The organism is Kitasatospora sp. P5_F3 (genome assembly GCF_054049135.1).
The window spans coordinates 1-26,097 of sequence record NZ_JBFUMY010000041.1 but is presented as its reverse complement, the minus strand read 5'-3'; the positions used below and the strand labels follow the sequence as shown (position 1 = coordinate 26,097).

At 70.8% G+C, this 26,097-nt stretch carries 26 protein-coding genes; 19 read left to right on the top strand and 7 right to left on the bottom strand.

Going from position 1 to position 26,097, the window contains the following annotated elements; translation table 11 throughout:
* Nucleotides 1-124 precede the first annotated feature (124 nt).
* Nucleotides 125-1,519, top strand: coding sequence for a globin domain-containing protein (locus ACXJMZ_RS23870; protein WP_457032094.1), 1,395 nt, complete (start codon nt 125-127; stop codon nt 1,517-1,519).
* Nucleotides 1,520-1,526: 7 nt separating this feature from the next.
* Here the strand turns inward: ACXJMZ_RS23870 and ACXJMZ_RS23865 are convergent, their stop codons facing one another.
* A complete protein-coding gene (locus ACXJMZ_RS23865) occupies nt 1,527-2,051 on the bottom strand; it encodes an NUDIX domain-containing protein (RefSeq protein ID WP_457032093.1) in 525 nt (174 codons plus the stop codon).
* 371 nt (nt 2,052-2,422) lie between these two features.
* Between ACXJMZ_RS23865 and ACXJMZ_RS23860 the strand changes: the two genes are divergently transcribed.
* Both ACXJMZ_RS23860 and ACXJMZ_RS23855 read left to right on the top strand, forming a co-directional pair.
* Nucleotides 2,423-3,235, top strand: a complete 813-nt coding sequence (locus ACXJMZ_RS23860) for an IclR family transcriptional regulator (protein WP_457032092.1) — start codon at nt 2,423-2,425, stop codon at nt 3,233-3,235.
* Nucleotides 3,236-3,498: 263 nt separating this feature from the next.
* Nucleotides 3,499-3,924 (top strand): SsgA family sporulation/cell division regulator, encoded by a 426-nt coding sequence (locus ACXJMZ_RS23855; protein ID WP_457032091.1) that lies wholly within the window; start codon nt 3,499-3,501, stop codon nt 3,922-3,924.
* Nucleotides 3,925-4,010: 86 nt separating this feature from the next.
* On the opposite strand, the gene ACXJMZ_RS23850 is transcribed toward ACXJMZ_RS23855, so the two are convergent.
* Nucleotides 4,011-4,388, bottom strand: a complete 378-nt coding sequence (locus ACXJMZ_RS23850; protein WP_457032090.1) for a phage holin family protein — start codon at nt 4,386-4,388, stop codon at nt 4,011-4,013.
* Between the two features lie 94 nt (nt 4,389-4,482).
* Here ACXJMZ_RS23850 and ACXJMZ_RS23845 point away from each other — a divergent pair, with 94 nt between their 5' ends.
* The 4 genes from ACXJMZ_RS23845 to thiC all read left to right on the top strand — a co-directional run bounded on the left by ACXJMZ_RS23845 (nt 4,483) and on the right by thiC (nt 7,976).
* A complete protein-coding gene (locus tag ACXJMZ_RS23845) occupies nt 4,483-4,800 on the top strand; it encodes a cupin domain-containing protein (RefSeq protein ID WP_457032089.1) in 318 nt (105 codons plus the stop codon).
* A gap of 47 nt (nt 4,801-4,847) precedes the next feature.
* A complete protein-coding gene (tenA, locus tag ACXJMZ_RS23840) occupies nt 4,848-5,510 on the top strand; it encodes a thiaminase II (protein WP_457032088.1) in 663 nt (220 codons plus the stop codon).
* A 181-nt stretch (nt 5,511-5,691) separates the two neighbouring features.
* The gene (locus ACXJMZ_RS23835; protein WP_457032087.1) at nt 5,692-5,892 is read left to right on the top strand and encodes a DUF5326 family protein; all 201 of its coding nucleotides are present in this window, start codon (nt 5,692-5,694) and stop codon (nt 5,890-5,892) included.
* A gap of 269 nt (nt 5,893-6,161) precedes the next feature.
* On the top strand, nt 6,162-7,976 hold the full coding sequence (gene thiC, locus ACXJMZ_RS23830; RefSeq protein WP_457032086.1) for a phosphomethylpyrimidine synthase ThiC: 1,815 nt from the start codon (nt 6,162-6,164) through the stop codon (nt 7,974-7,976).
* 77 nt (nt 7,977-8,053) lie between these two features.
* Here the strand turns inward: thiC and ACXJMZ_RS23825 are convergent, their stop codons facing one another.
* Nucleotides 8,054-8,458, bottom strand: coding sequence for a CBS domain-containing protein (locus ACXJMZ_RS23825; protein WP_457032085.1), 405 nt, complete (start codon nt 8,456-8,458; stop codon nt 8,054-8,056).
* A gap of 235 nt (nt 8,459-8,693) precedes the next feature.
* On the opposite strand from ACXJMZ_RS23825, the gene ACXJMZ_RS23820 reads away from it, so the two are divergent.
* Nucleotides 8,694-9,149 carry a DUF5994 family protein gene (locus tag ACXJMZ_RS23820; protein WP_457032084.1) on the top strand — a complete coding sequence of 152 codons (456 nt, stop codon included), beginning with the start codon at nt 8,694-8,696 and terminating at the stop codon, nt 9,147-9,149.
* A 13-nt stretch (nt 9,150-9,162) separates the two neighbouring features.
* Here the strand turns inward: ACXJMZ_RS23820 and ACXJMZ_RS23815 are convergent, their stop codons facing one another.
* From ACXJMZ_RS23815 to ACXJMZ_RS23800, 4 genes are all read right to left on the bottom strand, one after another.
* The gene (locus ACXJMZ_RS23815; protein WP_457032083.1) at nt 9,163-9,777 is read right to left on the bottom strand and encodes a DJ-1/PfpI family protein; all 615 of its coding nucleotides are present in this window, start codon (nt 9,775-9,777) and stop codon (nt 9,163-9,165) included.
* 25 nt (nt 9,778-9,802) lie between these two features.
* Nucleotides 9,803-10,576, bottom strand: coding sequence for a hypothetical protein (locus ACXJMZ_RS23810; protein WP_457032082.1), 774 nt, complete (start codon nt 10,574-10,576; stop codon nt 9,803-9,805).
* Between the two features lie 142 nt (nt 10,577-10,718).
* Complete coding sequence (locus ACXJMZ_RS23805) at nt 10,719-11,840, bottom strand: metallophosphoesterase (protein WP_457032081.1); 1,122 nt, start codon at nt 11,838-11,840, stop codon at nt 10,719-10,721.
* 158 nt (nt 11,841-11,998) lie between these two features.
* Nucleotides 11,999-13,156, bottom strand: coding sequence for a LacI family DNA-binding transcriptional regulator (locus ACXJMZ_RS23800; protein WP_184916672.1), 1,158 nt, complete (start codon nt 13,154-13,156; stop codon nt 11,999-12,001).
* Between the two features lie 328 nt (nt 13,157-13,484).
* Here ACXJMZ_RS23800 and hisC point away from each other — a divergent pair, with 328 nt between their 5' ends.
* From hisC to cydD, 11 genes are all read left to right on the top strand, one after another.
* Nucleotides 13,485-14,564, top strand: coding sequence for a histidinol-phosphate transaminase (hisC, locus tag ACXJMZ_RS23795; protein WP_457032080.1), 1,080 nt, complete (start codon nt 13,485-13,487; stop codon nt 14,562-14,564).
* Nucleotides 14,565-14,733: 169 nt separating this feature from the next.
* Complete coding sequence (locus ACXJMZ_RS23790; protein WP_457032079.1) at nt 14,734-15,504, top strand: hypothetical protein; 771 nt, start codon at nt 14,734-14,736, stop codon at nt 15,502-15,504.
* Nucleotides 15,505-15,693: 189 nt separating this feature from the next.
* Nucleotides 15,694-16,974, top strand: coding sequence for an efflux RND transporter periplasmic adaptor subunit (locus ACXJMZ_RS23785; protein ID WP_457032078.1), 1,281 nt, complete (start codon nt 15,694-15,696; stop codon nt 16,972-16,974).
* Entirely contained in the window at nt 16,974-17,708 is a 735-nt protein-coding gene (locus tag ACXJMZ_RS23780; protein WP_457032077.1) for an ABC transporter ATP-binding protein, read from the top strand. The genes ACXJMZ_RS23785 and ACXJMZ_RS23780 overlap by 1 nt, the downstream gene beginning before the upstream one ends.
* Complete coding sequence (locus tag ACXJMZ_RS23775; RefSeq protein WP_457032076.1) at nt 17,705-18,904, top strand: ABC transporter permease; 1,200 nt, start codon at nt 17,705-17,707, stop codon at nt 18,902-18,904. Before ACXJMZ_RS23780 ends, ACXJMZ_RS23775 begins: the two co-directional genes overlap by 4 nt.
* 9 nt (nt 18,905-18,913) lie before the next feature.
* The gene (locus tag ACXJMZ_RS23770; protein ID WP_457032075.1) at nt 18,914-19,495 is read left to right on the top strand and encodes a DUF5666 domain-containing protein; all 582 of its coding nucleotides are present in this window, start codon (nt 18,914-18,916) and stop codon (nt 19,493-19,495) included.
* Between the two features lie 115 nt (nt 19,496-19,610).
* Nucleotides 19,611-20,345: a response regulator transcription factor gene (locus tag ACXJMZ_RS23765; RefSeq protein WP_457032074.1), complete on the top strand. Its 735-nt coding sequence runs from the start codon at nt 19,611-19,613 to the stop codon at nt 20,343-20,345.
* Complete coding sequence (locus ACXJMZ_RS23760; protein WP_457032073.1) at nt 20,346-21,776, top strand: sensor histidine kinase; 1,431 nt, start codon at nt 20,346-20,348, stop codon at nt 21,774-21,776.
* A 165-nt stretch (nt 21,777-21,941) separates the two neighbouring features.
* Nucleotides 21,942-23,477: a cytochrome ubiquinol oxidase subunit I gene (locus tag ACXJMZ_RS23755; RefSeq protein ID WP_457032072.1), complete on the top strand. Its 1,536-nt coding sequence runs from the start codon at nt 21,942-21,944 to the stop codon at nt 23,475-23,477.
* Between the two features lie 9 nt (nt 23,478-23,486).
* A complete protein-coding gene (gene cydB, locus ACXJMZ_RS23750; RefSeq protein ID WP_457032071.1) occupies nt 23,487-24,488 on the top strand; it encodes a cytochrome d ubiquinol oxidase subunit II in 1,002 nt (333 codons plus the stop codon).
* 2 nt (nt 24,489-24,490) lie between these two features.
* Nucleotides 24,491-26,097, top strand: a 1,607-nt coding sequence (cydD, locus tag ACXJMZ_RS23745; protein ID WP_457032070.1) for a thiol reductant ABC exporter subunit CydD, incomplete at its 3' end; no start/stop codon positions are given.

The window sequence follows — 26,097 nt, the reverse complement described above, 5'->3', positions numbered from 1 at the left end:
GTTGAGGGTCCGGGCGGGGCGCGGCTCGGTCGCGGTGGCCGCCGTACCCGGCCTCCCACCGGTGGACCCGGTGCCACCCGTGCGGGTGGCACCCCCGGAGCCGAAGCCGCTGACCCTCGGTCCGGTGACGGCCACGACCGGCCCGGCACTCGTACCCGCCGAGCCGGTCACGGTTCCCCCCGCCACCCTGGTCATTCCGGCCAAGCCGGACCACCCCCCGGCCGTTCCGGTGCCCGCGCCGGTGATCGAGCCGCTGTTCACCCAGGCCCCCGGCCTCAACTGGGCCGGCCCCGGTGACCACTGGAGCCGGGCCTGGGCGTTGGACACCCTGGGCGCGTCCCCGGCCGCCCCGTCCCCGGCGGACGACCTCCGGGACGCCGTCGAACAGCCGCCCACCGCCCGGGACATCGAGCTGATCCGGGCCAGCCTGGCCGTGCTGGAGCCGCAGGCCGACCGGGCCACCGCGCACTTCTACGCGCTGATCTTCGTGCACCATCCCGAGGTCAGGGCGCTCTTCCCGGCCGCCATGGACGTCCAGCGTGACCGGCTGTTCCGCTCGCTGCTGATGGCCGCCCGCAGCGCGGACGACCCGGCCGGGCTGACCGAGTACCTGACCCGGCTGGGCCAGGGGCACCGCAAGTACGGGACGCTGACGGGTCATTACGCCCCGGTCGGGGAGTGCCTGGTGGCCGCGCTGGAGAAGTACTGCGGCAGTCGCTGGGACGCCGACACCGAGCTGGCCTGGCGGCGGGTCTACGGACTGATCGCCAAGGTGATGACGGACGCCGCCGAGGCGGCCGCCAAGTCGTCCCCGCCGTGGTGGCAGGCCGAGGTGGTGGACCACCGGCTGTGCACCTCGGAGATCGCGGTGATCACGCTGCGCCCCGACCAGGCGTACCCGTACCGGGCCGGACAGTACGCCACGTTGGAGACGCCGTGGTGGCCCCGGGTCTGGCGGCACTTCTCGTTCGCCACCGCGCCCCGTCCTGACGGGCTGCTCACCCTGCACGTCAAGGCAGTACAGGCGGGCTGGGTCAGCAACGCGCTGGTGAACCGGGCGGCCCCGGGGGACGTGCTCCGGCTCGGCCCGGCGGCCGGCACCATGCGGGTGGACCACGAGCGGGGCGCCGACCTGGTCTGCGTCGGCGGCGGCACCGGGATCGCCCCGATCGCCGCGCTGGTCGAGGAGGTGGCCGAGCACGGTGCGGACGGCCGCTCGGTGGACGTCTTCTACGGCGCGCGCCGCCAGGACGAGCTGTACGAGCTGGACGCCCTGCGGGGGTTGGCCGGCCGGCACCCCTGGCTGACCGTCCACCCGGTGCTCTCCGAGCAGCAGGCGGTCGGCCTGCTGGCCGGTGAACTCCCGGACGCGGTCTCCCGGTACGGCAGTTGGGCCGGCCGGGACGCCTTCCTGAGCGGCCCGCCCGCGATGGTCCGCCGGGCGAAGCAGGCCCTCACGAGGGCGGGCGTCACCGCCGACCGCATCCACCACGACCTGGACGCGCTCCAGAGCTTCTGACGACCGCTCAGTCCAGGTCGGTGGCGAGCAGTGCCCGGACACCTTCGATGTTCGCCGCCAGGTAGGCCCGCAGGCTCGGGGGGACCACGTTGACCGAGGTGACGCCCTCGCGGGTGAACGGGAGGCGGACGATCTCGTACTCGCCCTGCGGGTCGTCCACCTCGGGGCCGTGCCGCCGGGCCGGGTCCATCGAGCTGAGCCGGCAGACGAAGAAGTGCTGGACCTTGACGCCGTGCGGGTGGGCGAGGGTGCCGTCCTCGTGGTGCGAGTGCGAGACCGTGTCGACGAAGGCGGGCACCACGTCCTCGACCTTGCCGCCGAGCTCCTCGTCCACCTCGCGGTGCAGCGCCTCGACCACCGTCAGGTCGGTGGGTTCGACCCCGCCGCCGGGGGTGATCCAGTACGGCTTCGCCCCGGGCCTGGTCCGTTTGATCAGCAGGATGTCGGCGGGCGAGTGCGGGTCGTCCGGGTCCAGGTCCAGCAGGATCGCCCGCGCGGTGCGCTTGACGACAGGGCGGACGGGGCCGGCCATGACCACCTCCGGGGCAGGAGCGTTGTGCGGGATTCTCCCGCTCCAGGGGAGGGTCGAAACTCGCACAGACGCGCGAACTGGAGGTCCCAGTTCCGCCGAACGGCTGATTCGGCGTGCCCGAGCGTGTCAAGCCCTCGCTAGCCCAGTCGGGGGCAGTGGATCTTCGATACCAAGGCATATGCCAGATGAAGATCACCTCAGAGGGCAGATGGCTCGACCGTGACCTTCGATTCAAAGGTTTTTTGGTGGCATTGCTGGCGGGAATGATTGCAGGCATGCCCGCCCTGTGCTGCAATGAGCGCCAATCGGGCAGATCGGAACGTTCCGGATCGGATGCCCACATCTGCACTGACTCGGGCAGGGGGCTGGGAGTGACAGTCGATCAGATCGCGCAGACAACCCGGAACATACGGGGCGTCAGGCCTCCGGCCCGGGCCGTCCCGGCCCGGGAACCGACCCTGATCGCCTCGGTGCAGCGGGCCCTGCGCCTGCTGGAGGCGGTCGGTGGTCACCTGCAGGGCGCCACCGCCAAGCAGCTGGCCCGGGCCGCCGGGCTGCCGCTCGGCACCACGTACCACCTGCTCCGCACCCTCACCCACGAGGGCTATCTCCGCCGGGCGGAGGGCAGGTTCTTCTACGGCGCCTCGGTCGACGGGATCGGCCGGGCCGACCACCGGCAGTCCGAGCGGGCCGACCTGCGCAGCCGGATGGTGCAGCTCGGTGAGGAGTTGGAGGCCGCGGTCTACTTCGCGGTCTACGAGGACGGCGAGATCCGGGTGGTCGACATCGCCGCCGGGTCGAACCGGCCGGCCGTCGCCGAGTGGGCCGACTTCCGCAGCACCGCGCACGCCCATGCGGTCGGCCAGTGCCTGCTCTCCCAGCTCGGCGAGGAGGCCCGCCGGGACCACCTCTCCCGGCACCCCCCGGTCGAGCTCACCCCCTCCACCGTCACCGACCGCTCGGTGCTGCTCCGCCGGCTGGCCGCCACCGAACCGACCCGGCCGGTGCTGGAGCGTCAGCAGTACGCACTGGGCACGGTCTGTGCCGCGGTGCCGATCACGGTCGGCTCCGCCGTCGCGACCATGGCCCTGTCGCTCCCGGTCGACCGGGCCGACCAACTGCCGGACAAGGCCGAGCGGCTGCGTTCACTGGTCGGCGCCATGTCCCCGTCGTTCGTCCACTGATCTGCCGTTCGTGTTCGCTCACCATTTGAAAAAGCGCATCTTGTCCACTTCGTCCCCAAACCAGCACGATGGTTGTGAACGGGGACATGGGGACAACGCCTGAGCCGTAGCTTGCACCCCCTCGGCCACCAGGGCCGGCGGCCGCCCCCTCCGGGCGCCGTTCCACTACATCGAATCGCATGTCCGGCCACAGCGGCGACACCCTCGGCAGGTCGGAGGGCTCAGCCCGCCGCGGGGCCGGGCAGAACGAGAGGTACTGGCGCATGCACAGCACAGTCCAGGGCCACGCGGTGATGAACCTCGTGGTCTCGCAAGAGCTCTCCTTCCGCATCGTGGTCGATCTCGACTACGACCCGGTGGACCCGTTCGCGGTCCGGTGCACCTTCCACCTCCCCGGCGACGAGCCGGTCACCTGGGTCTTCGCCCGGGAGCTGCTGCTGGACGGCATCAGCCGGCCGACCGGTGAGGGCGACGTGCACATCCACCCGGTCGGCGAGGAGCTGTCCGAGGTCTGCATCGTGCTGCACTCGCCGGACGGGGACGCCCTGCTGCGCGCCTCGGCCCCGCCGCTGATCGCCTTCCTGGCCCGCACCGACCGGCTGGTCCCGATGGGCCAGGAACTCACCGGGCGGGAGCTGGACGTCCAGCTCGCCGACATCCTCAGCCGGGGCTGCGAGAACCTCGGCTGACGCCGGGTCAGCCGTTCGGGCAGGACGATGGGCCCACCGCTCGGGCGATGGGCCCATCCCTGTGTTCCGGCGGCCGCCCGACCCTGTCAGTCGTCGTCACCGAGGGCCAGGTTGAGGCCCCAGGACACCACGCTGATGATCAGCGCGCCGAGCAGGGCCGCCCAGAAACTCTCGACGTGGAAGTCCAGGTCGAGCTTGTCCGAGGCCCAGGAGGTCAGCCAGAGCATCAGGGCGTTGATCACGAAGGTGATCAGGCCCAGGGTGAGGATGAACAGGGGCAGCGAGAACAGCTTCACCAACGGCTTGATCAGGAAGTTCACCACGCCGAAGATCAGGGCGACCGCGATCACCGTGATGGTCTTGCTCTGCCAGTCGTCGCCGGACAGTGTGATGCCGTCCACGATCCAGGCGGCCACCCAGATGGCGGCCGCGTTGATCAGGGTCTTGAGGAGAATGCTCTTCATGGGCCAGAGCCTGGCAGGCAGCCGGGGCCCAGGGGAAGCTCTCCGCGCGGATGTTGTTCAATGTGGCCACCGCGACAAGGAGGGGTGTGCCCCGATGAAGGTCTTCCGCCTGGACCAGCTGGACGCCGAACGGGCCGCCGGGGAAGGCGCGTACCTGCGCTTCCTGAAGGAGCGGAACATGTCCGCCGGGCTGTACGCGCTCTCCCCCGGTGACACCGACCCGCAGGCCGGTCACGCCCAGGACGAGCTCTACCAGGTGGTCAGCGGCCGGGCCGAACTCACCGTCGGCGCCGAGACCACCACGGTCGGCCGGGGCAGTGTGGTCTTCGTCCCGGCCGGTGTCCCGCACCGCTTCCACCACATCACCGAGGAGCTCCGGGTGCTGGTGGTGTTCTCCCCGCCGGAGGACTGAGGTTAGGGTCGGCCCGGGCCGACGACCAACCGAGGAGAACAGAACCCGTGACCTTCACCGACGAGCTCTGGTCGGCCATCGAGCCGATCTACGCCGAGATCCTGGCGCACCCCTTCATCGGCGGGCTGACCGACGGCACGCTGCCGCAGGACGCCTTCCGGCACTTCGTGGTCCAGGACTCGCACTACCTGCGCGACTACGCCCGCGCTCTCGCCGTCTGCGCGGCCAAGGCCCCCGACGAGCAGGACGTCCGGGCCTTCGCCGACGACGCGGTCGGCGCGCTGGCCGCCGAGCAGGGCATGCACGCCGAGTTCCTCGGCGCCTTCGGCGAGACCGCCGAACAGGCCGCCGCCGAACCGGTGTTGCCCACCACCCGGGCCTACACCAGCTACCTGCTGGCCACCGTCTACGGCGGCTCGTTCGCCGAGGCGGTCGGCGCGGTGCTGCCGTGCTACTGGATCTACGCCCGGGTCGGCGAGCAGCTGCTCACCAAGTCCTCGCCCGACCCGCTGTACGCCAAGTGGATCGCCACCTACGGGGACGAGACCTTCCAGTCGGTGGTGCGCCGGGTGCTCGCGCTCACCGACCGGCTCGGCGAGCAGCTCGCCCCGGCCGAACGCCGCCGGGTGATCGGGCACTTCACCACCACCTCGCGCTACGAGTGGATGTTCTGGGACGCCGCCTGGCGCCGCGAGGTCTGGCCGGTCTGAGCCGTCGTCCGGCGCCGGACCCGGGGTGATCCCTTCCCCGGGTCTCGGGGTGATCTCCGGGTTCTCTCCGGGCTGCAGGCCCTCGGAAGGCAGGCCCGGGGCCTGTACGGTCGAGGTATCGAAAGCAAGCGGGACGCGACGGAACAGCCGTCACCGGCCCGAGGGGAGAGAAGGTACGGACATGGCTGAGCTCTGGAAGTCGCTGCCCTCGTGGGTGCGCAACATCGTCGTCCCGATTCTGGTGCTGATCCTGGCCTGGAACCTGATCTGGTTCGTGATCGGTGCGTTCACCTCGCTGATCGCCTTCCTGATCAAGGCCCTGATCCTGGTCGGCGTCGCGGCCGGTGTGGTGATTCTGGTGAAGAAGGCCGCCAAGAGCTGACCCGCGCCCCACGGACGCCCGGGCCCGGTACCCCTCGCGGGGGTGCCGGGCCCGTCCGCATTCCGGTCACCGGTGGGGGCGCCCTGGACCATCCCCGACCGGACCGCTACGGTGTTGGACGTTTGTTGCAGGCAATTCCGCCTGTGGACACGGGAGCTCGGAGCACCGGGCTGAGAGGGCGCTGAACGGTACGTCACCACACGTACCAACCGCTGCGCCGACCGCAGGAACCTGACCGGGTAATGCCGGCGTAGGGAGATAGAGGTCTCATGACCACGTTCGACGCACAGCAGAAGTCTGCCCCGAACAGCGTCACCAGCGCGACCACCGGCTACCCGACTCCCGCCTGGCGCAAGGCGTACCGCGAGGGCTCCCGGCCCGACCTGCGGGTGCCGTACCGCGAGGTGCAGCTGACCAACGGCAAGTCCGTTCCGCTGTACGACACTTCGGGCCCGTACACCGACCCGACCTACCAGCCCGACGTCCGGCGCGGGCTGCCCGCGCTGCGTGACCCGTGGATCCGCCAGCGCGGGGACGTCGAGGAGTACGACGGCCGGGAGGCCCGGCCCGAGGACGACGGGATCAAGCACACCGCGCCGCGCGGCGGGAACCTGCGCAACCTGGACGCGGTCTTCCCCGGCCGCCCGCGCCGTCCGCTGCGCGGCCGGGACGGCGTGGCGGTGACCCAGCTCGCCTACGCGAAGCGCGGGATCGTCACCCCGGAGATGGAGTTCATCGCGCTCCGGGAGGGCCTGGACGCCGAGTTCGTCCGCAACGAGGTGGCGATCGGCCGGGCCGTGATCCCGCTGAACGTGAACCACCCCGAGGTCGAGCCCTCCATCATCGGCACCAACTTCCTGGTCAAGATCAACGCCAACATCGGCAACTCCGCCGTCACCTCCTCGATCGAGGAGGAGGTGGAGAAGATGACCTGGGCCACCCGCTGGGGCGCCGACACCGTGATGGACCTCTCCACCGGCCGCAACATCCACACCACCCGCGAGTGGATCCTGCGCAACTCCCCCGTGCCGATCGGCACCGTGCCGCTCTACCAGGCGCTGGAGAAGGTGGACGGCAAGGCCGAGGAGCTGAGCTGGGAGGTCTACCGCGACACCATCATCGAGCAGTGCGAGCAGGGCGTCGACTACATGACCGTGCACGCCGGCGTGCTGCTGCGGTACGTCCCGATGACCGCCCGCCGGAAGACCGGCATCGTCTCGCGCGGCGGCTCGATCATGGCGGCCTGGTGCCTGGCGCACCATCAGGAGAACTTCCTCTACACCAACTTCGAGGAACTCTGCGACATCCTCGCCGCCTACGACGTCACCTTCTCGCTCGGTGACGGCCTGCGGCCGGGCTCGACCGCCGACGCCAACGACGAGGCGCAGTTCGCCGAGCTGCAGACGCTCGGCGAGCTCGGCCGGATCGCCCGGGCGCGCGATGTCCAGGTGATGATCGAGGGCCCCGGCCACGTCGCGATGAACAAGATCAAGGAGAACATGGATCTCCAGAAGGAGATCTGCGACGAGGCGCCGTTCTACACCCTCGGCCCGCTCACCACCGACGTCGCACCCGGCTACGACCACATCACCTCGGGCATCGGTGCCGCGATGATCGCCTGGTGGGGCACCGCGATGCTCTGTTACGTCACGCCCAAGGAGCACCTGGGCCTGCCCAACCGGGACGACGTCAAGACCGGCGTGATCACGTACAAGATCGCCGCCCACGCCGCCGACCTCGCCAAGGGCCACCCGGGCGCCTCGGACTGGGACGACGCGCTCTCCGACGCCCGGTTCGAGTTCCGCTGGGAGGACCAGTTCAACCTGGCCCTCGACCCGGAGACGGCCCGCGCCTTCCACGACGAGACGCTCCCCGCCGAGCCCGCCAAGACCGCCCACTTCTGCTCGATGTGCGGCCCGAAGTTCTGCTCGATGAAGATCAGTCAGAAGATCCGCGCCGAGCACGGCGACGGCTCCAGCGCCGTGGCCACCGAGTTCGACGCCGACGCCTTGGCCGGCATGCAGGCCAAGTCCGAGGAGTTCGCCGCCACCGGCAACCGGGTCTACCTCCCGCTGGCCGACTGACCCGGCGTCACCCAGACCGCGCTGCTCCGGGGGGAGGAGGGGATCCCCCGGGGCAGCGCTGCCGTCTTGCGGCCGGGTCAGGCAGCGGTCAGCAGGTCGGTGACCCGGGCCGAGGTGATGACGCCGAGCAGGTAGCCGTCGTCGTCGATGACCGGCCAGACCGTCAGCTGCTTGGTCTGCATCGCCAGGGCGGCCATCGCAAGGCCCATGGTGGGCCAGGCGAACGGGCCGCGCTGGTGGGAGGTGGCGCCGACCAGGGTCCGCTCGGAGTACTGGGCGCGAGACCGGAAGGAGCTCATGCCGATCTCGGTGAGCAGCCCCTCGCAGCGGCCGTCGTGGTCGCGGACCAGCAGGTAGGGGACGTGCGCGCTGCGGAAGATCTCGTTGGCGTGGCCGATGGTCCGGTCGTCGGTGATCTGGAAGTCGTGGCGCTCCAAGGCGTCCGCGACGGTCAGCCGGGTGGTGGTCGGGAAAGTGGTCACGGTGTCACCGACGCCTGCCCCGGGTGACGGCTTCGCCGGCCCGGTGTCGTCCTGCGACCAGGGCGGAGCCGGAAGACCGGACCGCGGAATGCCCTGGAGAAGCCCCAGGCTACTCCGGCGGCGGAGCGCGCGGAGTACGGTGGGCAGTACCGAGGAAACGTCGACCACCGGCAGTCTGCCGATGCCCGCCCTGGGTTGTGAGCGGTCCGCACCCGGGCCGGATGGGCGGATTCCGATGAGGACCGTCAACTTTCCGAACAGCGCAGGTGGTTGGGTCTCCCCTGGGATGCCGCCGCTGCCCCGGCTGATGCTGGAGCGGACGCGGGGCCGGGACGGCCTCTTCGACGGTGCCTGGTGGCCCCGCTCCACCGACCTCGGCGCCGAACTGCCCGACCTGATCAGCGCACTCACCGCCCACCCGGGCGGCCGGATACTCCGGGTCGGTCTCGACCCGGCGGGCTGGCACCACCTCCCGACCGCAGTCGCTGCGAACGGGCTGCCGGTGCGGGTGAGTTGGTGCTCGTCCAGCGTGGGCACCATCACCCTGACCCGGGACAACCAGGACCAGCTGCTGCTCCTGGTCGTCCCACCGGGCACCGTCGCAGCCGTCGCGGCGCGAGCGATGGCCGGTGCGGCCACCACCGGCAACCACACCCCGGCGGCCGAACTGCTGGCCGAGTCGGTCGCCTGATCGCCGCCGGGGATCAGCCCAGGGCGCGGGCGCGGGCCAGGACGTCGGGGGTGGCCTTGGCCACCGAGCCGGAGTCGTACGGCGGTTGGGGGTCGTATTCGGTGTAGAGCTGGATGGCCTGCGCGGTGGTGTCGTCGCTGAGCAGGGCGGCCAGCCGGATCGCCATGTCGATGCCGGAGGAGACCCCGGCGGAGGTGATGACGCGGTCGTGGCGGATCACCCGCTCGGGGGAGTAGATCGCGCCGAAGGCCTCCAGCTCGGCGACGGAGGCCCAGTGGGTGGTGGCGGTCAGGCCGGTGAGCAGGCCGGCTGCGCCGAGTGCGAGGGCGCCGGTGCAGACCGAGGTGGTGAAGCGGGTGGTGGCGTGCATCCGGCGGATCCAGGCGACGAAGTCCGGGTCGGTCAGCGCCCGCGCCGGTCCGCCGGGAATCAGCAGGACGTCGCAGGACTCGACCTCGGAGTAGCCGGTCTCCACCTCGACCGGGAGGGCGCCCAACCCGTCCCGGACCCGGCCGGGTTCGGGAGCGACGAAGCGCACCGTCGCTCCCGGCAGGTACCCGAGGATCTCGTACGGACCGATCGCGTCGAGCGGTTCGAAGCCGTCGAAGAGCGGGATCACGATGTTCATGCGGGTCAGGGTAGCCGGGCGTCGATCAGACCTCGTCGGGCCCGGTGAAGTCCGGTGAGCTGTAGCCCGGGCCGGTGAACTCGGCCGGTCTGGGGGTGCGGCCGTCCGGCTCGGTGACGCCCTCGATGCCCGGGCTGGTGAAGCCGGGGCTGCTGTAACCGGGCGGGCCGGGGCGGGTGTTGGCGCGAGGGGAGGGGAGCGGGGCGGGCTCGGTGTAGAGGTTGGCGAGCAGCCAGGGGAGCAGGGCCCGTTCGCGCAGGGCGGTCTGCCAGAGCCGCCGGGCTTCGGCCAGTTCGTTCTCCTGTACGGCGGCGCCGTCGCGGAGGGCGGTGAGCAGTAGTCCGACGATCCCGACCAGCAGGGCGGCCCCGCCGACCGCGAGCGAGATCCAACCCGCCGTCACCACGGCGTGGGCGAGGGTGAGTTCGGGTGCGGCGCCGCGTACCACGTAGCCGATCAGCAGCAGCACCAGGCCGCCTGTGCCGGCCAGGATCGGGGTGAGCACGGTGAGGACGGGGAGCAGCCCGGCGCCCTCCTCGGAGCGCAGCCGGTCGGTCAGCCCGAGCGGCGCGGGCGGACCGGCGTCGCGCAGCGCGGTGTACCGCTGGTACTCCGGTTCGGCGGCGGCCGCGATGGTGTCGGCCAACGAAGCGGCCTTGGTACGCAGTTGGGCCGCGTTGAGGTGCGGGCCCGGTGCCCGGAGCGCCTCGGTGAGGCGGGCGTCGCGGAGCACCTCGTCCAGGGCCCGGTCGAAGTCCGACCGGTCTTCGGTCAGCAGGTGCGGGGTGGTGTTGACCACGGGGTACCCCGTTCGGTCGTCGCGGAGGTGCGGTGAGGAGTGTGCAGGTGCCTCGATGGTAGGGGTGGGAACTGACCGGGACACAGTCGGTTTCCGGAATTTCAGCTCGTTCGGGACGAGGTCAACACGGTGCAGTGACAGTTCAGTTCAACGGCAGTCGGGCGACCAGCAGCCGCCCGTCCATGGTGACCCCGCCGTCCATCGCGATCGCCAGCTCGTCCGCGTAGATGTACGGGCCCGGGATGTGCGGCGGCGTGCCGTCCTCGGAGTGCGCGGTGCCGGTCAGGTACGGGATCGGGCTGTGCCCGTGCACCACCCGGTGACCGCCGTACGCGCCGAGCAGCTCGTGCACCGCCTGCGCCCCCGCCTCGCCGCGGAAGGCGAACCGCTTGGTGAAGCGGCGGAAGCAGTCCCACCACTCGTCCGCGCCCTCGCCGGCCAGCAGCCGGTGCACCGAGTCGTTGACGTCGTCGATGGTGGCGCCGTACTCCAGATAGGCGGTGGTGTCGGAGTGCAGCAGCAGGTGGCCGTCCTCCAGGGCGATCGCGGGCAGCCGGGAGAGCCAGCTGACGTGGTGGCCCTCCAGCCGTTCCAGGTCGGTCTGCTGACCCCCGTTCAGCCGCCAGGCGGCCAGGAAGGAGGCGGTGCCCGCGGTGGACTGCACCGGCTCGTCGCCGTACCGGGCGGCGCCCAGGAAGAGCAGTTCGTGATTGCCCATCAGAGCCCGGCAGTACCCGCCCGCGGCGGCGGCCTCGGCGGCCAGCTGCATCACCAGGTTGATCACGCCGATGCCGTCGGGACCGCGGTCGGTGAAGTCGCCGAGGAACCAGAGCCTGGACCGCCCGGCCGACCACCGGCCCTCCGCGTCGATCAGGCCCTGCTGGTGCAGCGCGGCCAGCAGCTCGTCCAGGTAGCCGTGCACGTCGCCGACCACGTAGAGCGGCCCGGGCGCCTCGCCGGGCTCGGGCTGCGGGTAGGGGTAGTGCAGCTCCTCGGCCGGGACCGGGCCGAGCTCGATGGTCGGCGGGTCGTCGGAGGAGGAGGCCGTCTCCCGGAAGGCGGGGGCGGTCTGACCTGCCGTCGGCCAGTGCTGCTCCAGGAACCGGGCGCCGCCGTAGCCGCTGTAGGTGGCGTCGTAGCCGTAGCCGCCCACCGGCTCGGGCGGTTCGAAGTAGGAGCCGTACGGGAGCACGTCGAGGTCCTGCTGCTGGCGGTGGCCTGACTCGGGCAGCTCAGGTCCGGGGAGGCGGTCCTCGGGTGTCATTCGCCCATCATAGGAAGACCACTCTCCCGTCGTCCTCACCCGGTGCCCATCAATTGCCCATGCTGCTGTCCGGCGGGTGCCCACCGGCGGCCCGTGGGTGGCTCCGCCGGAAGGCGGGACCACCCACAGGCGCCGGTGCGGTGTGGCCGGAGCCGTCGTCAGACCTCCCCCGGCGGGCGGGGCGGGCTGACGGTGGTGCGGGGGCTGCGGCGTTGGGAGGAGGCCCGGACGATCAGTTCGGTGGGCATCAGGGTGCCCGGTGGCGGTCCGGCCGAGGCGGTCCGGAACCGGGGTGGGAAGAGCCGCCCGACGTCGACTCCGGTGCCGGAGTCGACTCCCTCGATCGCGTCGATGAGGAGGTTGACCACCGTGGTGCCGATCCGACGGGGTTTCAGCGACAGGGTGGTGATCGGCGGCTCGGTGCCGGCGTACACGTCGCTCTCGCTGCAGCAGACCAGCAGCAGGTCGTCCGGCACCCGCATCCCGTACCGCCGGGCGGCGGCCAGCAGATCGGTGCCGTTCGGGTCGAACAGGCCGTAGACCGCGTCCGGCCGGTCGGGCCGGGCCAGCAGTCGGTCGGCGGCCACCGCTCCGGCGGCCGGGTCGTGGGCGGGGTAGGTCTCGTAGACCGGCTCCTGGCCGACCCGGCGGCACCAGTCGAGGTAGGCCTCGGTGGAGAGCCGGGTGTAGGTGTCGGTGGAGGTGCCGGTGAGCAGGCCGATCCGGCGGGCGCCGGCCTCGCTCAGGTGGTCGAGGATGTTGAGCACGGCGGCCTCGTGGTCGTTGTCCACCCACGCGGTGACCGGGCAGTTGCCCGGCTTGCCGTCGCTGACCACCGGGACGCCGGACCGGTAGAGCTCGCTGACCAGGGGGTCCTGGTCGGGTGGGTCGATGACCACGGTGCCGTCCAGGGCGATGTTGCCCCAGACGTCGTGCCGGGAGGAGGCGGGGAGCACGACCAGCGCGTACCCCCGGCTGAGCGCCGCGCTGGTCGCGGCTCGCGCCATCTCGGCGAAGTAGGCGAACTCGGTGAAGGTGAAGGGCTCCTCGCCATAGGTGGTGACGGTCAGTCCGATCAGGCCGGACCGGCCCGTGCGCAAGGTGCGGGCGGCGGCGGAGGGACGGTAGCCGAGGCGCTCGGCCACCTCGCGGACTCGGCTTCTGGTCTCGTCGGGCAGGCGGCCCTTCCCGTTCAGGGCGTCCGAGACCGTGGTGATCGACACTCCGGCGGCTGCTGCCACATCCCGGATGCCGGCCCGTTCCAGTCGCCGCGAAGTGGTGGGTCGCCGACCGCTCTGATTGGCTGCTGCTGTCATGGCGGACCGATCGTATGGCTCATGACGCCCTGTTGTGACCGGGGCCGACCGAGGGGCAGAAGAACCGTTTCTCCATGAGACATTGCGGTGTTGCCCCTTGGATACCCGCCCTGTTCCAGCCGTCTTACCTCTGACATGTGCCATAGGAACGCGGCAGAATGGCTGATCGGTATCCGTACCCCGAACGAGCAACTCACCCCTACGGGTGAGCGGCCTCGGTATCGTTCGGGGCACCCGACCGGGGTGGTACGGATGCGCACCAAGGGCCGAGCGCGCACGGCGATCCCGGCCGCGCAGGGCACCACTGAATTTCGCTAAGGAGAGCACCGTGACCGGTACGGCAGCGCAGGGTCCCCGGCTGAGGCCGACCCTGGACGGCATCCCGACCTACAAGCCGGGCAAGCCGGCCAGCGCCGACTCGTACAAGCTGTCCTCCAACGAGAACCCGTACGAGCCGCTCCCGGGCGTGCTGGACGCGGCCGTCGCGGCGGCCGGTTCGTTCAACCGCTACCCGGACATGGCCTCCAGCGAGCTGGTCGCCGAGCTCGCGGCCCGCTTCGAGGTGCCGCTGGAGCACGTCGCGCTCGGTACCGGCTCGGTCAGCGTCGCGCAGTCCCTGGTGCTCTCCACCGCCGGTCCGGGCGACGAGGTGATGTTCGCCTGGCGCTCCTTCGAGGCGTACCCGATCATCACCCAGGTCGCCGGGGCCACCCCCGTCCCGGTCCCGCTCACCGCCGGTGAGGAGCACGACCTGGACGCGATGCTCGCCGCGATCACCCCGCAGACCCGACTGATCTTCGTCTGCAACCCGAACAACCCGACCGGCACGGTGATCCACCGCCCCGAGCTGGAGCGCTTCCTGGACGCCGTCCCCGGCGACATCCTGGTCGTGCTGGACGAGGCGTACATCGAGTTCATCCGGGACGAGCGGGTGCCGAACGGCATCGAGATCTACCGCGACCGCCCCAACGTCTGCGTGCTGCGCACCTTCTCCAAGGCGTACGGCCTGGCGGGCCTGCGGGTCGGCTTCGCCGTCGCGCACGAGCCGGTGGCCACCGCGCTGCGCAAGACCGCCATCCCGTTCGGTGTCAGCCAGCTCGCCCAGGACGCCGCGGTGGCCTCGCTGCGCGCCGAGGACGCCCTGCTGGTCCGGGTCGAGGCGCTGGTCGCCGAGCGCGGCCGGGTCGCCGCCGCACTGGCCGGCCAGGGCTGGGAACTCGCCGACACCCAGGCCAACTTCGTCTGGCTCCGGCTCGGCGAGCGCACCCTCGACTTCGCCGCCGCCTGTGCCGCGGCCGGCGTCGTGGTCCGCCCGTTCCCCGGCGAGGGCGTCCGGGTCACCATCGGCGAGACGGCTGGCAACGACATCTTCCTGGCCACCGCCGAGGCCTTCCGCAAGTCGCTCTGACCGCGCGGGGCACCGGGCCGGGACCCCGGCCCGGTGCCTGCGGTATTCACGGCACCTACACAATTTCGTCACGATGTGCGCAGTTGGTCCGATGTGTACGGAGCGATGGCCGAGGATGGACCGGGGCGGGGCTGCCGCCCGCTTCCTGCCCGTCGAGAGAGCCACCATCGTGCGCACTGCCCGGATCACGGCCGCCGCTCTGCTTCCGCTCGCCGTCTCGCTGACCGCCTGCGGCGGTGCTTCCGGGGCGGCCGCCGAGCGGACGCCCAAGGACGCGCTCAAGGCGGCGGCCGTCGCGATGACGCAGGTCAGCAGCGCCGAGGTGGCACTCGACGGTGGCTGGTCCGGGCAGGTGTCCTGGCTGCCCGCCGTGCGGCTCGTGCTCTCGGGGGCGGAGGAGGTCCGACTGCTGGCCCTCGGCGAGGCGATCTACGTCGGCGGCACCGCCGACACGGCGGCCCGTACCGGCGGCCGGGCGTGGGAGAAGCTGGCCGATCCGTTCCGGAGCGCGGGGCGGGCGGCGGCGCTCGGGCTCGGTCCTGCCCTGGCGTTCGGCCAACGGGTCGACCCCGCAGGGGCGTTGGAGCAGGCTGCCCGGGGGACGGTCACCGAGGTCGGGCGGGAGAGCATCGACGGTGTGCCCACCACGCACTACCGGGCGGTGCTGAACGGTGAGGACTACTTCGCCGACGGGCGCGGCCTGAACGACGAGCGTCGCCGCACGCTGGCCGCGGCTTTCCGGGCGAGCGGCCCGACCACCGCCACCGTCGACCTCTGGCTGAACGGCGCCGACCAGCTGCTGCAGAAGACCGAATCCGGCAACCCGACGGTCACCGACGTGACCAACACCGTCCGCTACCGTCACTTCGGCACGCCGGTCGACCTCCAACCGCCGTCCTCGGTCGATGTCCTGGACCCGATGACCGCCGGGGGCCGGTAGCGGCCCCGGCGGGTGAAGGTTGACCGCGTTGGCTGGGAAGAAGCTGGGAGCGGCCCCCGATCGACGGGCACCGCCGGGCCGTCCGGCCTGGCGGCGAACCATGGCGGGGGATATGTCCGGGCCCGGCGGTCAGGGAACTCCCAGGTAGGGCACAGGGATTGGCAAGAGCTCGGCGGCAGGCTGTGCGACATGAAGGCGCTCCCTCGACGGCGTTCTGCCGTCCTCGTCAACTCCGCGCTCGTGGTGGCCCTGCTGGGTGGGGCCGTGGTCGTGTACACCACGCTCGACAGTGGGACCAGTACGGCGGCCAGCAAGTCACCGACCCGGTCGGCCACCGTCTCGAAGGGCACGGTCCTGGCCACGGTGTCCGGATCAGGGGCCCTGTCGTCACCGACCGATGCCGGACAGGACTTCGTCACCGGTGGGAAGTTGACCGCCGTGAAGGTCTCGGTCGGCGACGCGGTGAAGAAGGGCGACGTGCTGGCGACGGTGGCGACCACCGAGGCGCAGCAGCAGGTGGACGCCGCCAAGAAGGCGCTGACCACGGCTCAGGCGAACCTGACCAAGGCCGAGGCGGGCCAGAAGGTCACCACCAGCACACCGGGCAAGACGGACGCCAGGACCGGCCAGCAGGCCCCGGCGACCAGCACGACCACCACCGAGGTGGACGAGGCCCAGGTGGCGCAGGCCGAGCAGCAGGTGGAGACGGCGCAGACCAACCTCACCAATGCTCAGACCGCACTGGCCGGCACCACGCTGACCGCCTCGGTGGACGGCACGGTGGCCTCGGTCTCCGGCAAGGTCGGCGACACGGTGACCGGTAGCGGCACCAAGAGCACCGGCGGCACGAGCACCACCACCAGCTCCACCCCGAGCGGCTTCGTGGTGCTGACCAACCCCACCGGCATGCGGGTCACCGCGAGCTTCTCCGAGCTGGACTCGCTCAAGGTGAAGAAGGGCGCCGCCGCCACCGTCACGCTCAACGCTCAGTCCGACACCAAGCTCAACGCGACGGTCCTGTCGGTGAGTTCACTCCCGAACAGCAGCGGCAGCGGTGCCGGCAGCAGCAGCGCGGTGCAGTACAGCGCGGTCCTGCAGATCACCGGCGACACCAGCAAGCTCCGTACCGGCCTGAGCGCGACCATCTCGGTGATCACCGGGCAGGCCGACAACGCGCTCTCGGTCCCGACCGCCGCGCTCTCCGGCACCGGCAGCTCCCGCACCGCGACCGTGGTCAAGGCGGACGGCAGCACCGAGCGGGTCAGCGTGACCGTCGGCATCGAGGGCGACAGCACCGTCCAGGTACTGGAGGGGCTGAGCGAGGGCGACCAGGTCCAGTTGGTCAGCACCACGGTCAGCGGCGGCAACGGCTTCCCGAGCGGTAACTTCCCCGGCCTCGGAGCGACCGGTGGCGGCCAGACCGGTGGCGGCGCGCGTGCCGGCAACGGCGGTACGGGTGGCGGGCGTTGATGACGAGCAAGCCCCCGGTCATCCAGCTCCGCAGCGTCGCCAAGCGCTACGGCCACGGTGACGCCACCGTGCACGCGCTGCGCGGACCGGACGGCCCCGACGGCAGTCCGCTCGGCGTCAGCCTCGACATCGACGAGGGCGACTTCGTTGCGGTGATGGGCAGTTCGGGTTCCGGCAAGTCCACCTTGATGAACATCCTGGGCTGTCTGGACGTCCCGACCTCAGGCCGCTACCTGCTGGACGGCACCGACGTCGGGCACCTGGACGAGCAGCAGCTCTCGCTGGTCCGCAACCGCAAGATCGGCTTCATCTTCCAGTCCTTCAACCTGGTGCCGCGCACCACCGCGCTGGCCCAGGTGGAGCTTCCGCTCGCCTATGCGGGCGTCCGCTCCGTCGAACGCCGCCGCCGTGCGCTGGCCGCACTGGAACGTGTCGGCCTGGCCGACCGGGCCGGGCACAAGCCGAACGAGCTCTCCGGAGGCCAGCAGCAACGCGTCGCGGTGGCCCGGGCATTGGTGACGGCCCCGGCCATGCTGCTGGCGGACGAGCCGACCGGCAACCTGGACAGCCGCTCGACCGACGAGGTGCTCACCATCATCGAAGGACTCAACCGGACCGGCCGGACGATCGTGCTGATCACCCATGAGGACGAGGTGGCCGAACGCGCCAAGCGCGTGATTCGGCTGGTGGACGGCGCCATCGCCTCGGACGTCCGGCAGGGGGTGTCGGTGTGATCGCCTGGCAGATGATCCGCTTCGCCTTCGGCGGCCTGGCCGCGAACAAGGTCAGGTCCGCCCTCACCATGCTCGGCGTGCTGATCGGGGTGGCCGCCGTGATCCTGCTGCTCGCGGTCGGCAACGGCTCCTCGGTCGCGGTGAAGAACTCCATCACCGCGCTGGGCACCAACTCACTCACCGTCAGCTCCAGCAACCTGCGCGGTTCGGCCACCGCCGCCAAGCCGCTCACGGTCAACGACGCCAAGGCACTGGCCGCGGCGCAGGCCCCGGCGATCAAGTCCGTCGCCCCGGTGGTCACCACCTCGGGGACGGCGCTGTACGGGGACATCTCGCACGCGCCCGGGTCGATCGTCGGCACCTACCCGGCGTACTTCGAGACCGCCAACCAGAAGATCGCCAAGGGCGACTACTTCTCCAACGACGACGTGCTCAACTCCCGCAAGGTGGCGGTGATCGGCTCCACCACCGCGACCCAGCTGTTCGCCGGCGAGGACCCGGTCGGCAAGCGGATCGTGATCGGCGGCACCCCGTTCACCGTGACCGGGGTGCTGCAGACCAAGGGCAGCAGCGGCTTCAACGACCCGGACGACGTGGTGATCGCCCCGCTGCCCACCGTGCAGAACGCGTTCACCGGCTTCGGCTCGGTGAACCAGATCCTGGTGCAGGCGACCAGCGCCGAGTCGACCACCGAGGCACAGGCCGAGATCAGCCGGGTGCTGCTCGGCGCGCACGCGATCACCGATCCGACCAAGGCCGACTTCCGGATCAGCAACCAGACCTCGCTGCTGACCGCCCGGGAGTCCACCACCAAGACCTTCACCGTGCTGCTCGGTGCGGTGGCCGCGATCTCGCTGCTGGTCGGCGGGATCGGGATCACCAACATCATGCTGGTCACGGTGACCGAGCGGACCAGGGAGATCGGCATCCGCAAGGCGCTCGGCGCTCCCCGGGCAGCTATCCTCGGCCAGTTCCTCACCGAGTCGACCCTGCTCTCCGTGCTGGGTGCGGGGCTCGGAGTGGCGGCCGGCCTGTTCGGGGCTCGGTTCACCATCGTCGGCATCACTCCGGTGGTGATCCCCGAATCCGTCGTCGGGGCGTTCGCGATCGCGGTCGTCATCGGCCTGTTCTTCGGCAGCTACCCCGCCAACCGGGCCGCCGCGCTGCGCCCCATCGATGCCCTCCGCCACGAATAGGAGCCACCCATGACCACCGAGACTCCGAAGACCGACGACCCGCTCGCCACCCCGCCCGACGCCCGGGACGTGACCGCCGAGCTGGCCGCCGCACCCCGGCGCCGGCTGCCCTGGCCGACCCTGGTCCTCTCCGGTGCCGTGCTCGCCACCCTCGCCTTCGCGGGTGGCGTCCAGTACCAGAAGAGCAACGGCACCCCGTCCAACCAACGGGCCTCGGCCCCCAACCAGCAGCAGGGCGGCCAGAACGGCTACGGCGGCGGCAACCGCCGGGCCCAGAACGGGACCGGCGGCACCGGCACCACCGGCAGCCAGCCCGGCTTCACCCGGGGCACCGTCAAGGCGGTGGACGGCGCGACCGTCTACCTGACCGACGCCAACGGGAACACCGTCAAGGTCACCACCACCGATGCCACCAAGGTGCAGCTCGCCAAGGAGGGCAAGGCCGCCGACCTGCAGCCCGGCCAGACGGTCACCGTGGTCGGCACCCCGGACGCCTCCGGCGGCTACGCGGCCACCCAGCTCACCGAGGGCGCCGCGCTGGGCGGTTTCGGCGGCGTACGCCCCGGCGCGGGAGCCTCGCCCACGGGCTGATTTCCATCTCATCAGGTCCTCATCAACCGGACGTACGCTCCCCGGGCTATCGTCCATGGAGGACCAAGCCCGACCGGGAGGCGGATCAGCAGTGCAACGGACAGCGAGCACGACCATGAGCCCGACCAGCACCGCCACCGGTGAGGCGTACCTGCTGGTGGTGGACGACGAGCCGAACATCCGCGAACTGCTCTCCGCCTCCCTCCGGTTCTCCGGTTTCCGGGTGGCCTCGGCCGCCACCGGCGAGGAGGCGCTCAGCTCGATCGCGGCCGAGCGGCCCGACCTGGTGGTGCTCGACGTGATGCTCCCCGACCTGGACGGCTTCACCGTGGTCGAGCGGCTCCGCGAGCAGGCCCAGTGGCCGCAGCCGGTCGACAACGTGCCGGTGCTCTTCCTCACCGCCAAGGACGGCACCACCGACAAGGTGCACGGTCTGGCGGCGGGCGCGGACGACTACGTCACCAAGCCGTTCAGCCTGGAGGAGCTGATCGCCCGGATCCGGGCGATCCTGCGCCGGGCCGGCGGGCCGGTCGAGGACGGCCGTCTGACGGTCGGTGACCTGACCCTCGATCCGACCGCGCACGAGGTGACCAGGGCCGACCAGCCGATCGGGCTCTCGCCGACCGAGTTCAAGCTGCTGCACTACCTGATGGCCAACGTGAACCGGGTGGTCTCCAAGGCGCAGATCCTCGACCACGTCTGGGCCTACGACTTCGGCGGCGACCTCTCCATCGTCGAGTCGTACGTCTCCTACCTGCGCCGCAAGCTCGACTCGGGCCCGGTGCACGGCCCCAAGCTGATCCACACCGTCCGCGGCATCGGCTACGCGCTCCGCCGCCCGCTGCCGTAGATGCGGATGTCCCGGCTCTCGCTCCGTACCCGTCTGCTGCTGCTCACCCTGCTGCTGGTCATCACCGGTCTCGCGGCCAGCGACGTGTTCGTGCTGGCCACCGTCCAGGGCAATCTGGTGGACCGCGCGGACGAGCAGCTCCAGCGGTTCGCCGAGCCGATCTCGCACCGCGATCCGGAACGCACCCTCGACGCGCGCCAGTTGAACCAGACGGCCAACCGCCGGATCGGCCCCGCCCTGCCCAGCCAGTACCTGGTGCAGTTCCTCGGCGCGAACGGCAACGTCGAACAGGTGCTCCGGGAACCGATGAGCGGCGCCGACCCCGGCCCCCGGCTGACCGGCCTCGGCCCGACCAACCGGCCCTTCGACGCCCCCGGCGAGCTCCCGGGCCACCGCTGGCGGGTGCTGGTCCTGCCGATCGCCAAGAGCACCGCGGCCACCCCGCAGTACGTACTGACCGCGATCTCGCTCGACGACGTCGACTCCACCGTCTCCCGGTTGGAGACCTCCTTCCTGGTCATCGGCGGCGTGGTGCTGCTGCTGATCACCGGGCTCGGCGCCTTCGCCGTCCGGGCCGGGCTGCGCCCGCTGTCCCGGATCGAGCAGGACGCCGAGCTGATCGCCACCGGCGGTCTCTCGCACCGGATCACCCAGCCGCCGACCACCACCGAGGTCGGCCGGCTGACCGCCGCGCTGAACAGCATGCTCGGCCAGCTCGAAGCGGCGTTCGCCGCCCGGGCCCGCTCGGAGACCCGGATGCGGCGCTTCGTCGCCGATGCCTCGCACGAGCTGCGGACCCCGCTCGCCGGCATCCGCGGCTTCGCCGAGCTGCACCGGATGGGCGCCCTGCAGGACACCGACCGCGCGATGGACCGGATCGAGTCCGAGGCGATCCGGCTGGGCACCCTGGTCGAGGACCTGCTGACGCTCGCCCGGCTGGACGAGGAGCGTCCGCTCGACCTGGCCCCGATGGACCTGCGCACGCTGGCGGCCGACGCCCTGCACGACCTGACCGCACTCGACCCGGGGCGCCCGGTCTCGCTCACCGGCCCGGCCGGCGCCGGCAGCCCGCAGGCCGCCCCGGTGCTCGGCGACGAGGCCAGGCTCCGCCAGGTGGTCACCAACCTGGTCGGCAACGCCGCGAAGCACACCCCGCCGGGCACCCCGGTCCGGATCGGCGTCGGCCGGACCGCCACCCACTGCCTGCTCGAAGTGGCGGACTCCGGAGCCGGTCTGACTCCGGATCAGTCCGCCCAGATCTTCGACCGCTTCTACCGCGTCGACCCCTCCCGCAGCCGCCAGGACGGCGGCGGCGCCGGTCTTGGCCTGGCCATCGCGCACGCCCTCACCAGCGCGCACCACGGCTCCCTCACGGTGGAGTCCGGCCTCGGCGAGGGCGCGGTCTTCCAGCTCCGGCTGCCCCCGGCCTGACTCGCCCCACCCCGGTGTTCGAACCGACCTAAGCATCGTGGATACTCTCCTTGTGAACGTGTTCACGTTCACAAGCGGACAAGCTTCGATGGCATATCGGCATGGATCTGCTAAAGATGCTCTTTGTCCGTTATGTGAAAATTCACCGGCCGGAGAGAGGGCGAAGTGGAGCTAGCAGTCGCTCACGAGACCATCGCGCGATGGCAGTTCGGGATCACCACCGTCTACCACTTCCTCTTCGTCCCGCTGACGATCAGTCTGGCGGCCCTGGTCGCAGGACTGGAAACGGCCTGGGTCCGGACCGGCAAGGAGAAGTACTTCCACGCCACCAAGTTCTGGGGCAAGCTCTTCCTGATCAACATCGCCATGGGCGTGGTCACCGGCATCGTCCAGGAGTTCCAGTTCGGGATGAACTGGTCCGACTACTCCCGCTTCGTCGGCGACGTCTTCGGTGCTCCGCTCGCGATGGAGGCGCTGATCGCCTTCTTCTTCGAGTCCACCTTCATCGGCCTGTGGATCTTCGGCTGGGACAAGCTGCCGAAGAAGATCCACTGCGCCTGCATGTGGATGGTCGCGATCGGCACCCTGCTCTCCGGCTACTTCATCCTGGCGGCCAACTCCTGGATGCAGCACCCGGTCGGCTACGTCGTCGACCCGGTGACCGGAAAGGCCCAACTCACCGACATCGCCCGGGTGCTGTTCCAGGACACCACCGTGGTCGTCGTGCTGCACACCATCACCGCCGCCTTCCTCACCGGCGCCGCCTTCATGGTCGGGATCAGCTCCTTCCACCTCTGGAAGACCAAGCGCAGCAACACCCCGGACCCGAAGAAGACCGCCGTGATGCGGACCTCGCTCCGGCTCGCCCTGGTGGTCGCCGTGATCGCCGGCCTCGGCACCGCCTTCAGCGGCGACAGCCTGGCCAAGGTGATGTTCCGTCAGCAGCCGATGAAGATGGCCTCCGCCGAGGCCCTCTGGGAGACCGAGGCCCCGGCCCCCTTCTCGATCTTCGCGGTCGGTGACGTCAACGAGGGCCACAACTCCGTCGCCCTGGAGATCCCGGCGATACTGTCCTTCCTCGCCAACGGTGACTTCACCTCCGCCGTCCCTGGCATCAACGAGACGGCCGCCGCCGAGGCCGCCAAGTACGGCGGCGACCCCAAGGACTACATCCCGAACATCTTCGTCACCTACTGGGGCTTCCGCCTCATGATCGGTTTCGGGATGACCTCCTTCGTGGCCGCCCTGATCGGACTCTGGACCACCCGCCGCAAGTTCTGGCTGGCCCCCGAACACCGCACCGCCGACGACGAAGTGCCCAGACTCATGCTCACCAGGAACCGTGAGATGAACGGCTTCCTCACCAGGTGGAGCTGGCGGATCGGCATCCTCACCATGGGCTTCCCGCTGATCGCCAACAGCTTCGGCTGGATCTTCACCGAGATGGGCCGGCAGCCCTGGGCCGTCTTCGGCCTGATGACGACCGCCTCCGCGGTCTCCCCGACCGTCAGCGTCACCACTCAGCTGATCGCCCTCACCACCTTCACGGCCCTCTACGCGATCCTCGCCGTGATCGAGGTCAGACTCCTCGTCAAGTACGCCAAGGCGGGCCCCATCACCACCGAGGAACCCCCCACCAAGGACCCGACCCTGCGCCCCGGGCCCGAAGACGCCGACAAGCCCCTCGCCTTCGCTTACTGAGGACTCCCGATGCAACTCCACGACGTCTGGTTCATCCTGATCGCCGTCCTCTGGATCGGCTACTTCTTCCTCGAAGGCTTCGACTTCGGCATCGGCGTGCTGACCAAGCTGCTCGCCCGGAACACCGCCGAGCGCCGGGTCCTGATCAACACCATCGGCCCGGTCTGGGACGGCAACGAGGTCTGGCTGCTGACCGCCGGCGGCGCCACCTTCGCAGCCTTCCCGGACTGGTACGCCACCCTCTTCTCCGGCTTCTACCTGCCGCTCCTGATCATCCTGGTCTGCCTGATCATCCGAGGGGTGGCCTTCGAGTACCGCGCCAAGCGCACCGGGGAACGCTGGCAGCGCAACTGGGAGCAGGCCATCTTCTGGACCTCCCTGCTGCCCGCCTTCCTCTGGGGCGTGGCCTTCGCCAACATCGTGAACGGCGTCGACATCGACGCCGAGAAGAACTACGTCGGTACCTTCTGGGACCTGCTCAACCCGTACGCCATCCTCGGCGGTCTGGTGACCCTCAGCCTCTTCACCTTCCACGGCGCCCTGTTCGCCGCCCTGAAGACCGTCGGCGACATCCGCACCCGTGCTCGCTCGACGGCCCTCCAACTCGGCCTGCTCACCGCGGTGCTGGCCCTGGTCTTCCTGGTCTGGACCCAGTCCGACAGCGGCAACACCTGGAGCCTGATCGCCCTGGTGATCGCTGTCGTGGCGCTGCTCGGATCGCTCGGCGCCAACCAACTGGCCCGCGAGGGCTGGGCGTTCATCCTCTCCGGGGTCACCATCACCTCGGCCGTGGCGATGCTCTTCCTGGCCCTCTTCCCCGACGTGATGCCGTCCTCCCTGAACCCCGAGTGGTCGCTCACCGTCAGCAACGCCGCGTCCTCCGCCTACACCCTCAAGCTGATGACCATCGTCGCGGTGGTCTTCACGCCCCTCGTGCTGCTCTACCAGTCCTGGACCTACTGGGTGTTCCGCAAGCGGATCGGCACCCAGCACATCCCGGCTGTGCACTGATCATGCGACCCGTCGACCCCCGGCTGCTCAGCCAAGCCAGGACCACCCGCGCCTTCCTCGCCGGATCTGTACTCCTCGGCGGGGTCGGCGCGGTCCTCACCGTCCTCCAGGCCGGCCTGATCGCCGACATCGTCGTCAGCGCCTTCCAGCAGCACACCTATACCCTCACCACCCCCCTCGCCCTCCTCGCGGCCACCGCCCTCGGCCGCGCCGCAGTCGCCTGGCTCACCGAACTGACGGCCCATCGCTCGGTCGCCCGGGTGAAGTCCACCCTCCGCCGCCGCCTGCTCGACCACGCCACCGCACTCGGCCCCGGCTACCTCTCCACCCGCCGCACCGGCGAACTCACCACCCTGGCCACCCGGGGCGTCGACGCCCTCGACGACTACTTCGCGCGCTACCTCCCCCAGCTCGCGCTCGCCGTCGTCGTCCCGGCCATCGTCCTGCTCCGGATCCTCGGCGCCGACCTCACCTCGGCCGCGATCATCGCCGGCACCCTCCCCCTCATCCCGCTCTTCATGGTCCTGATCGGCCTGGCCACCCAGAACCTGATGGACCGCCAGTGGAGCTCCCTCTCCAGGCTCAGCCACCACTTCCTCGACGTGGTCGCCGGCCTCCCCACCCTCAAGGTCTTCAACCGCGCCAAGCACCAGGCCGCGACCATCGCCCGGATCACCGACGACTACCGCAGGGCGACCCTCCGCACCCTCCGGATCGCCTTCATCAGCTCCTTCGCCCTGGAGCTCCTGGCCACCCTCTCGGTTGCCCTGGTCGCCGTCTCCATCGGCTTCCGCCTGGTCAACGGCACCCTGACCCTCGAAACCGGCCTCCTCGTCCTGATCCTGGCCCCCGAGGTCTACTTCCCGATCCGCCAGGTCGGCGCCCTCTACCACTCCAGCGTCGAGGGCCTCTCGGCCGCCGGCGAGATCTTCGAAGTCCTCGAAACGCCTCTCCCCGCCCCGGGCACCATCCAGGCCCCCGACCTCCGTACGGCCACCATCACCCTCACCGCCGTCACCGTCGCGGACCGCCTGCCCCCCACCACCATCACGCTCACCCCCGGCTCCGTCACCGCCCTCACCGGCCCCTCCGGCTCCGGCAAGACCACCCTCCTCTCCACCCTGCTCGGCTTCACCGCCCCCACCGCAGGCACCATCCGCATCAACGACCACGACCTCACCACCCTCGACCCGACCACCTGGCACCGTCAGATCGCCTGGGTCCCGCAACACCCCCACCTCTTCGCCGGCACCGTCGCCGACAACATCCGGCTGGCCCGCCCCGGCGCCACCGACGAGGACCTCCACACCGCCCTGGCCGCCGCCCACGCCACCGACTTCGCCGACCTCACCATGACCCTCGGCGAGAACGGCGCCGGCCTCTCCGCCGGCCAACGCCAACGCCTCGCCCTGGCCCGCGCCCTCCTGACGGACCGTCCGCTCCTACTGATGGACGAGCCCACCGCCAACCTGGACAGCGCCGGCGAACAGGCCATCGTCGCCACCCTCCAGGCCATGAAGGACCGCACCGTCCTCTTCATCGCCCACCGCCCCGCCCTCCTCACCACCGCAACAGACCACCACCACCTCCCCACCACCACCCCCACCAC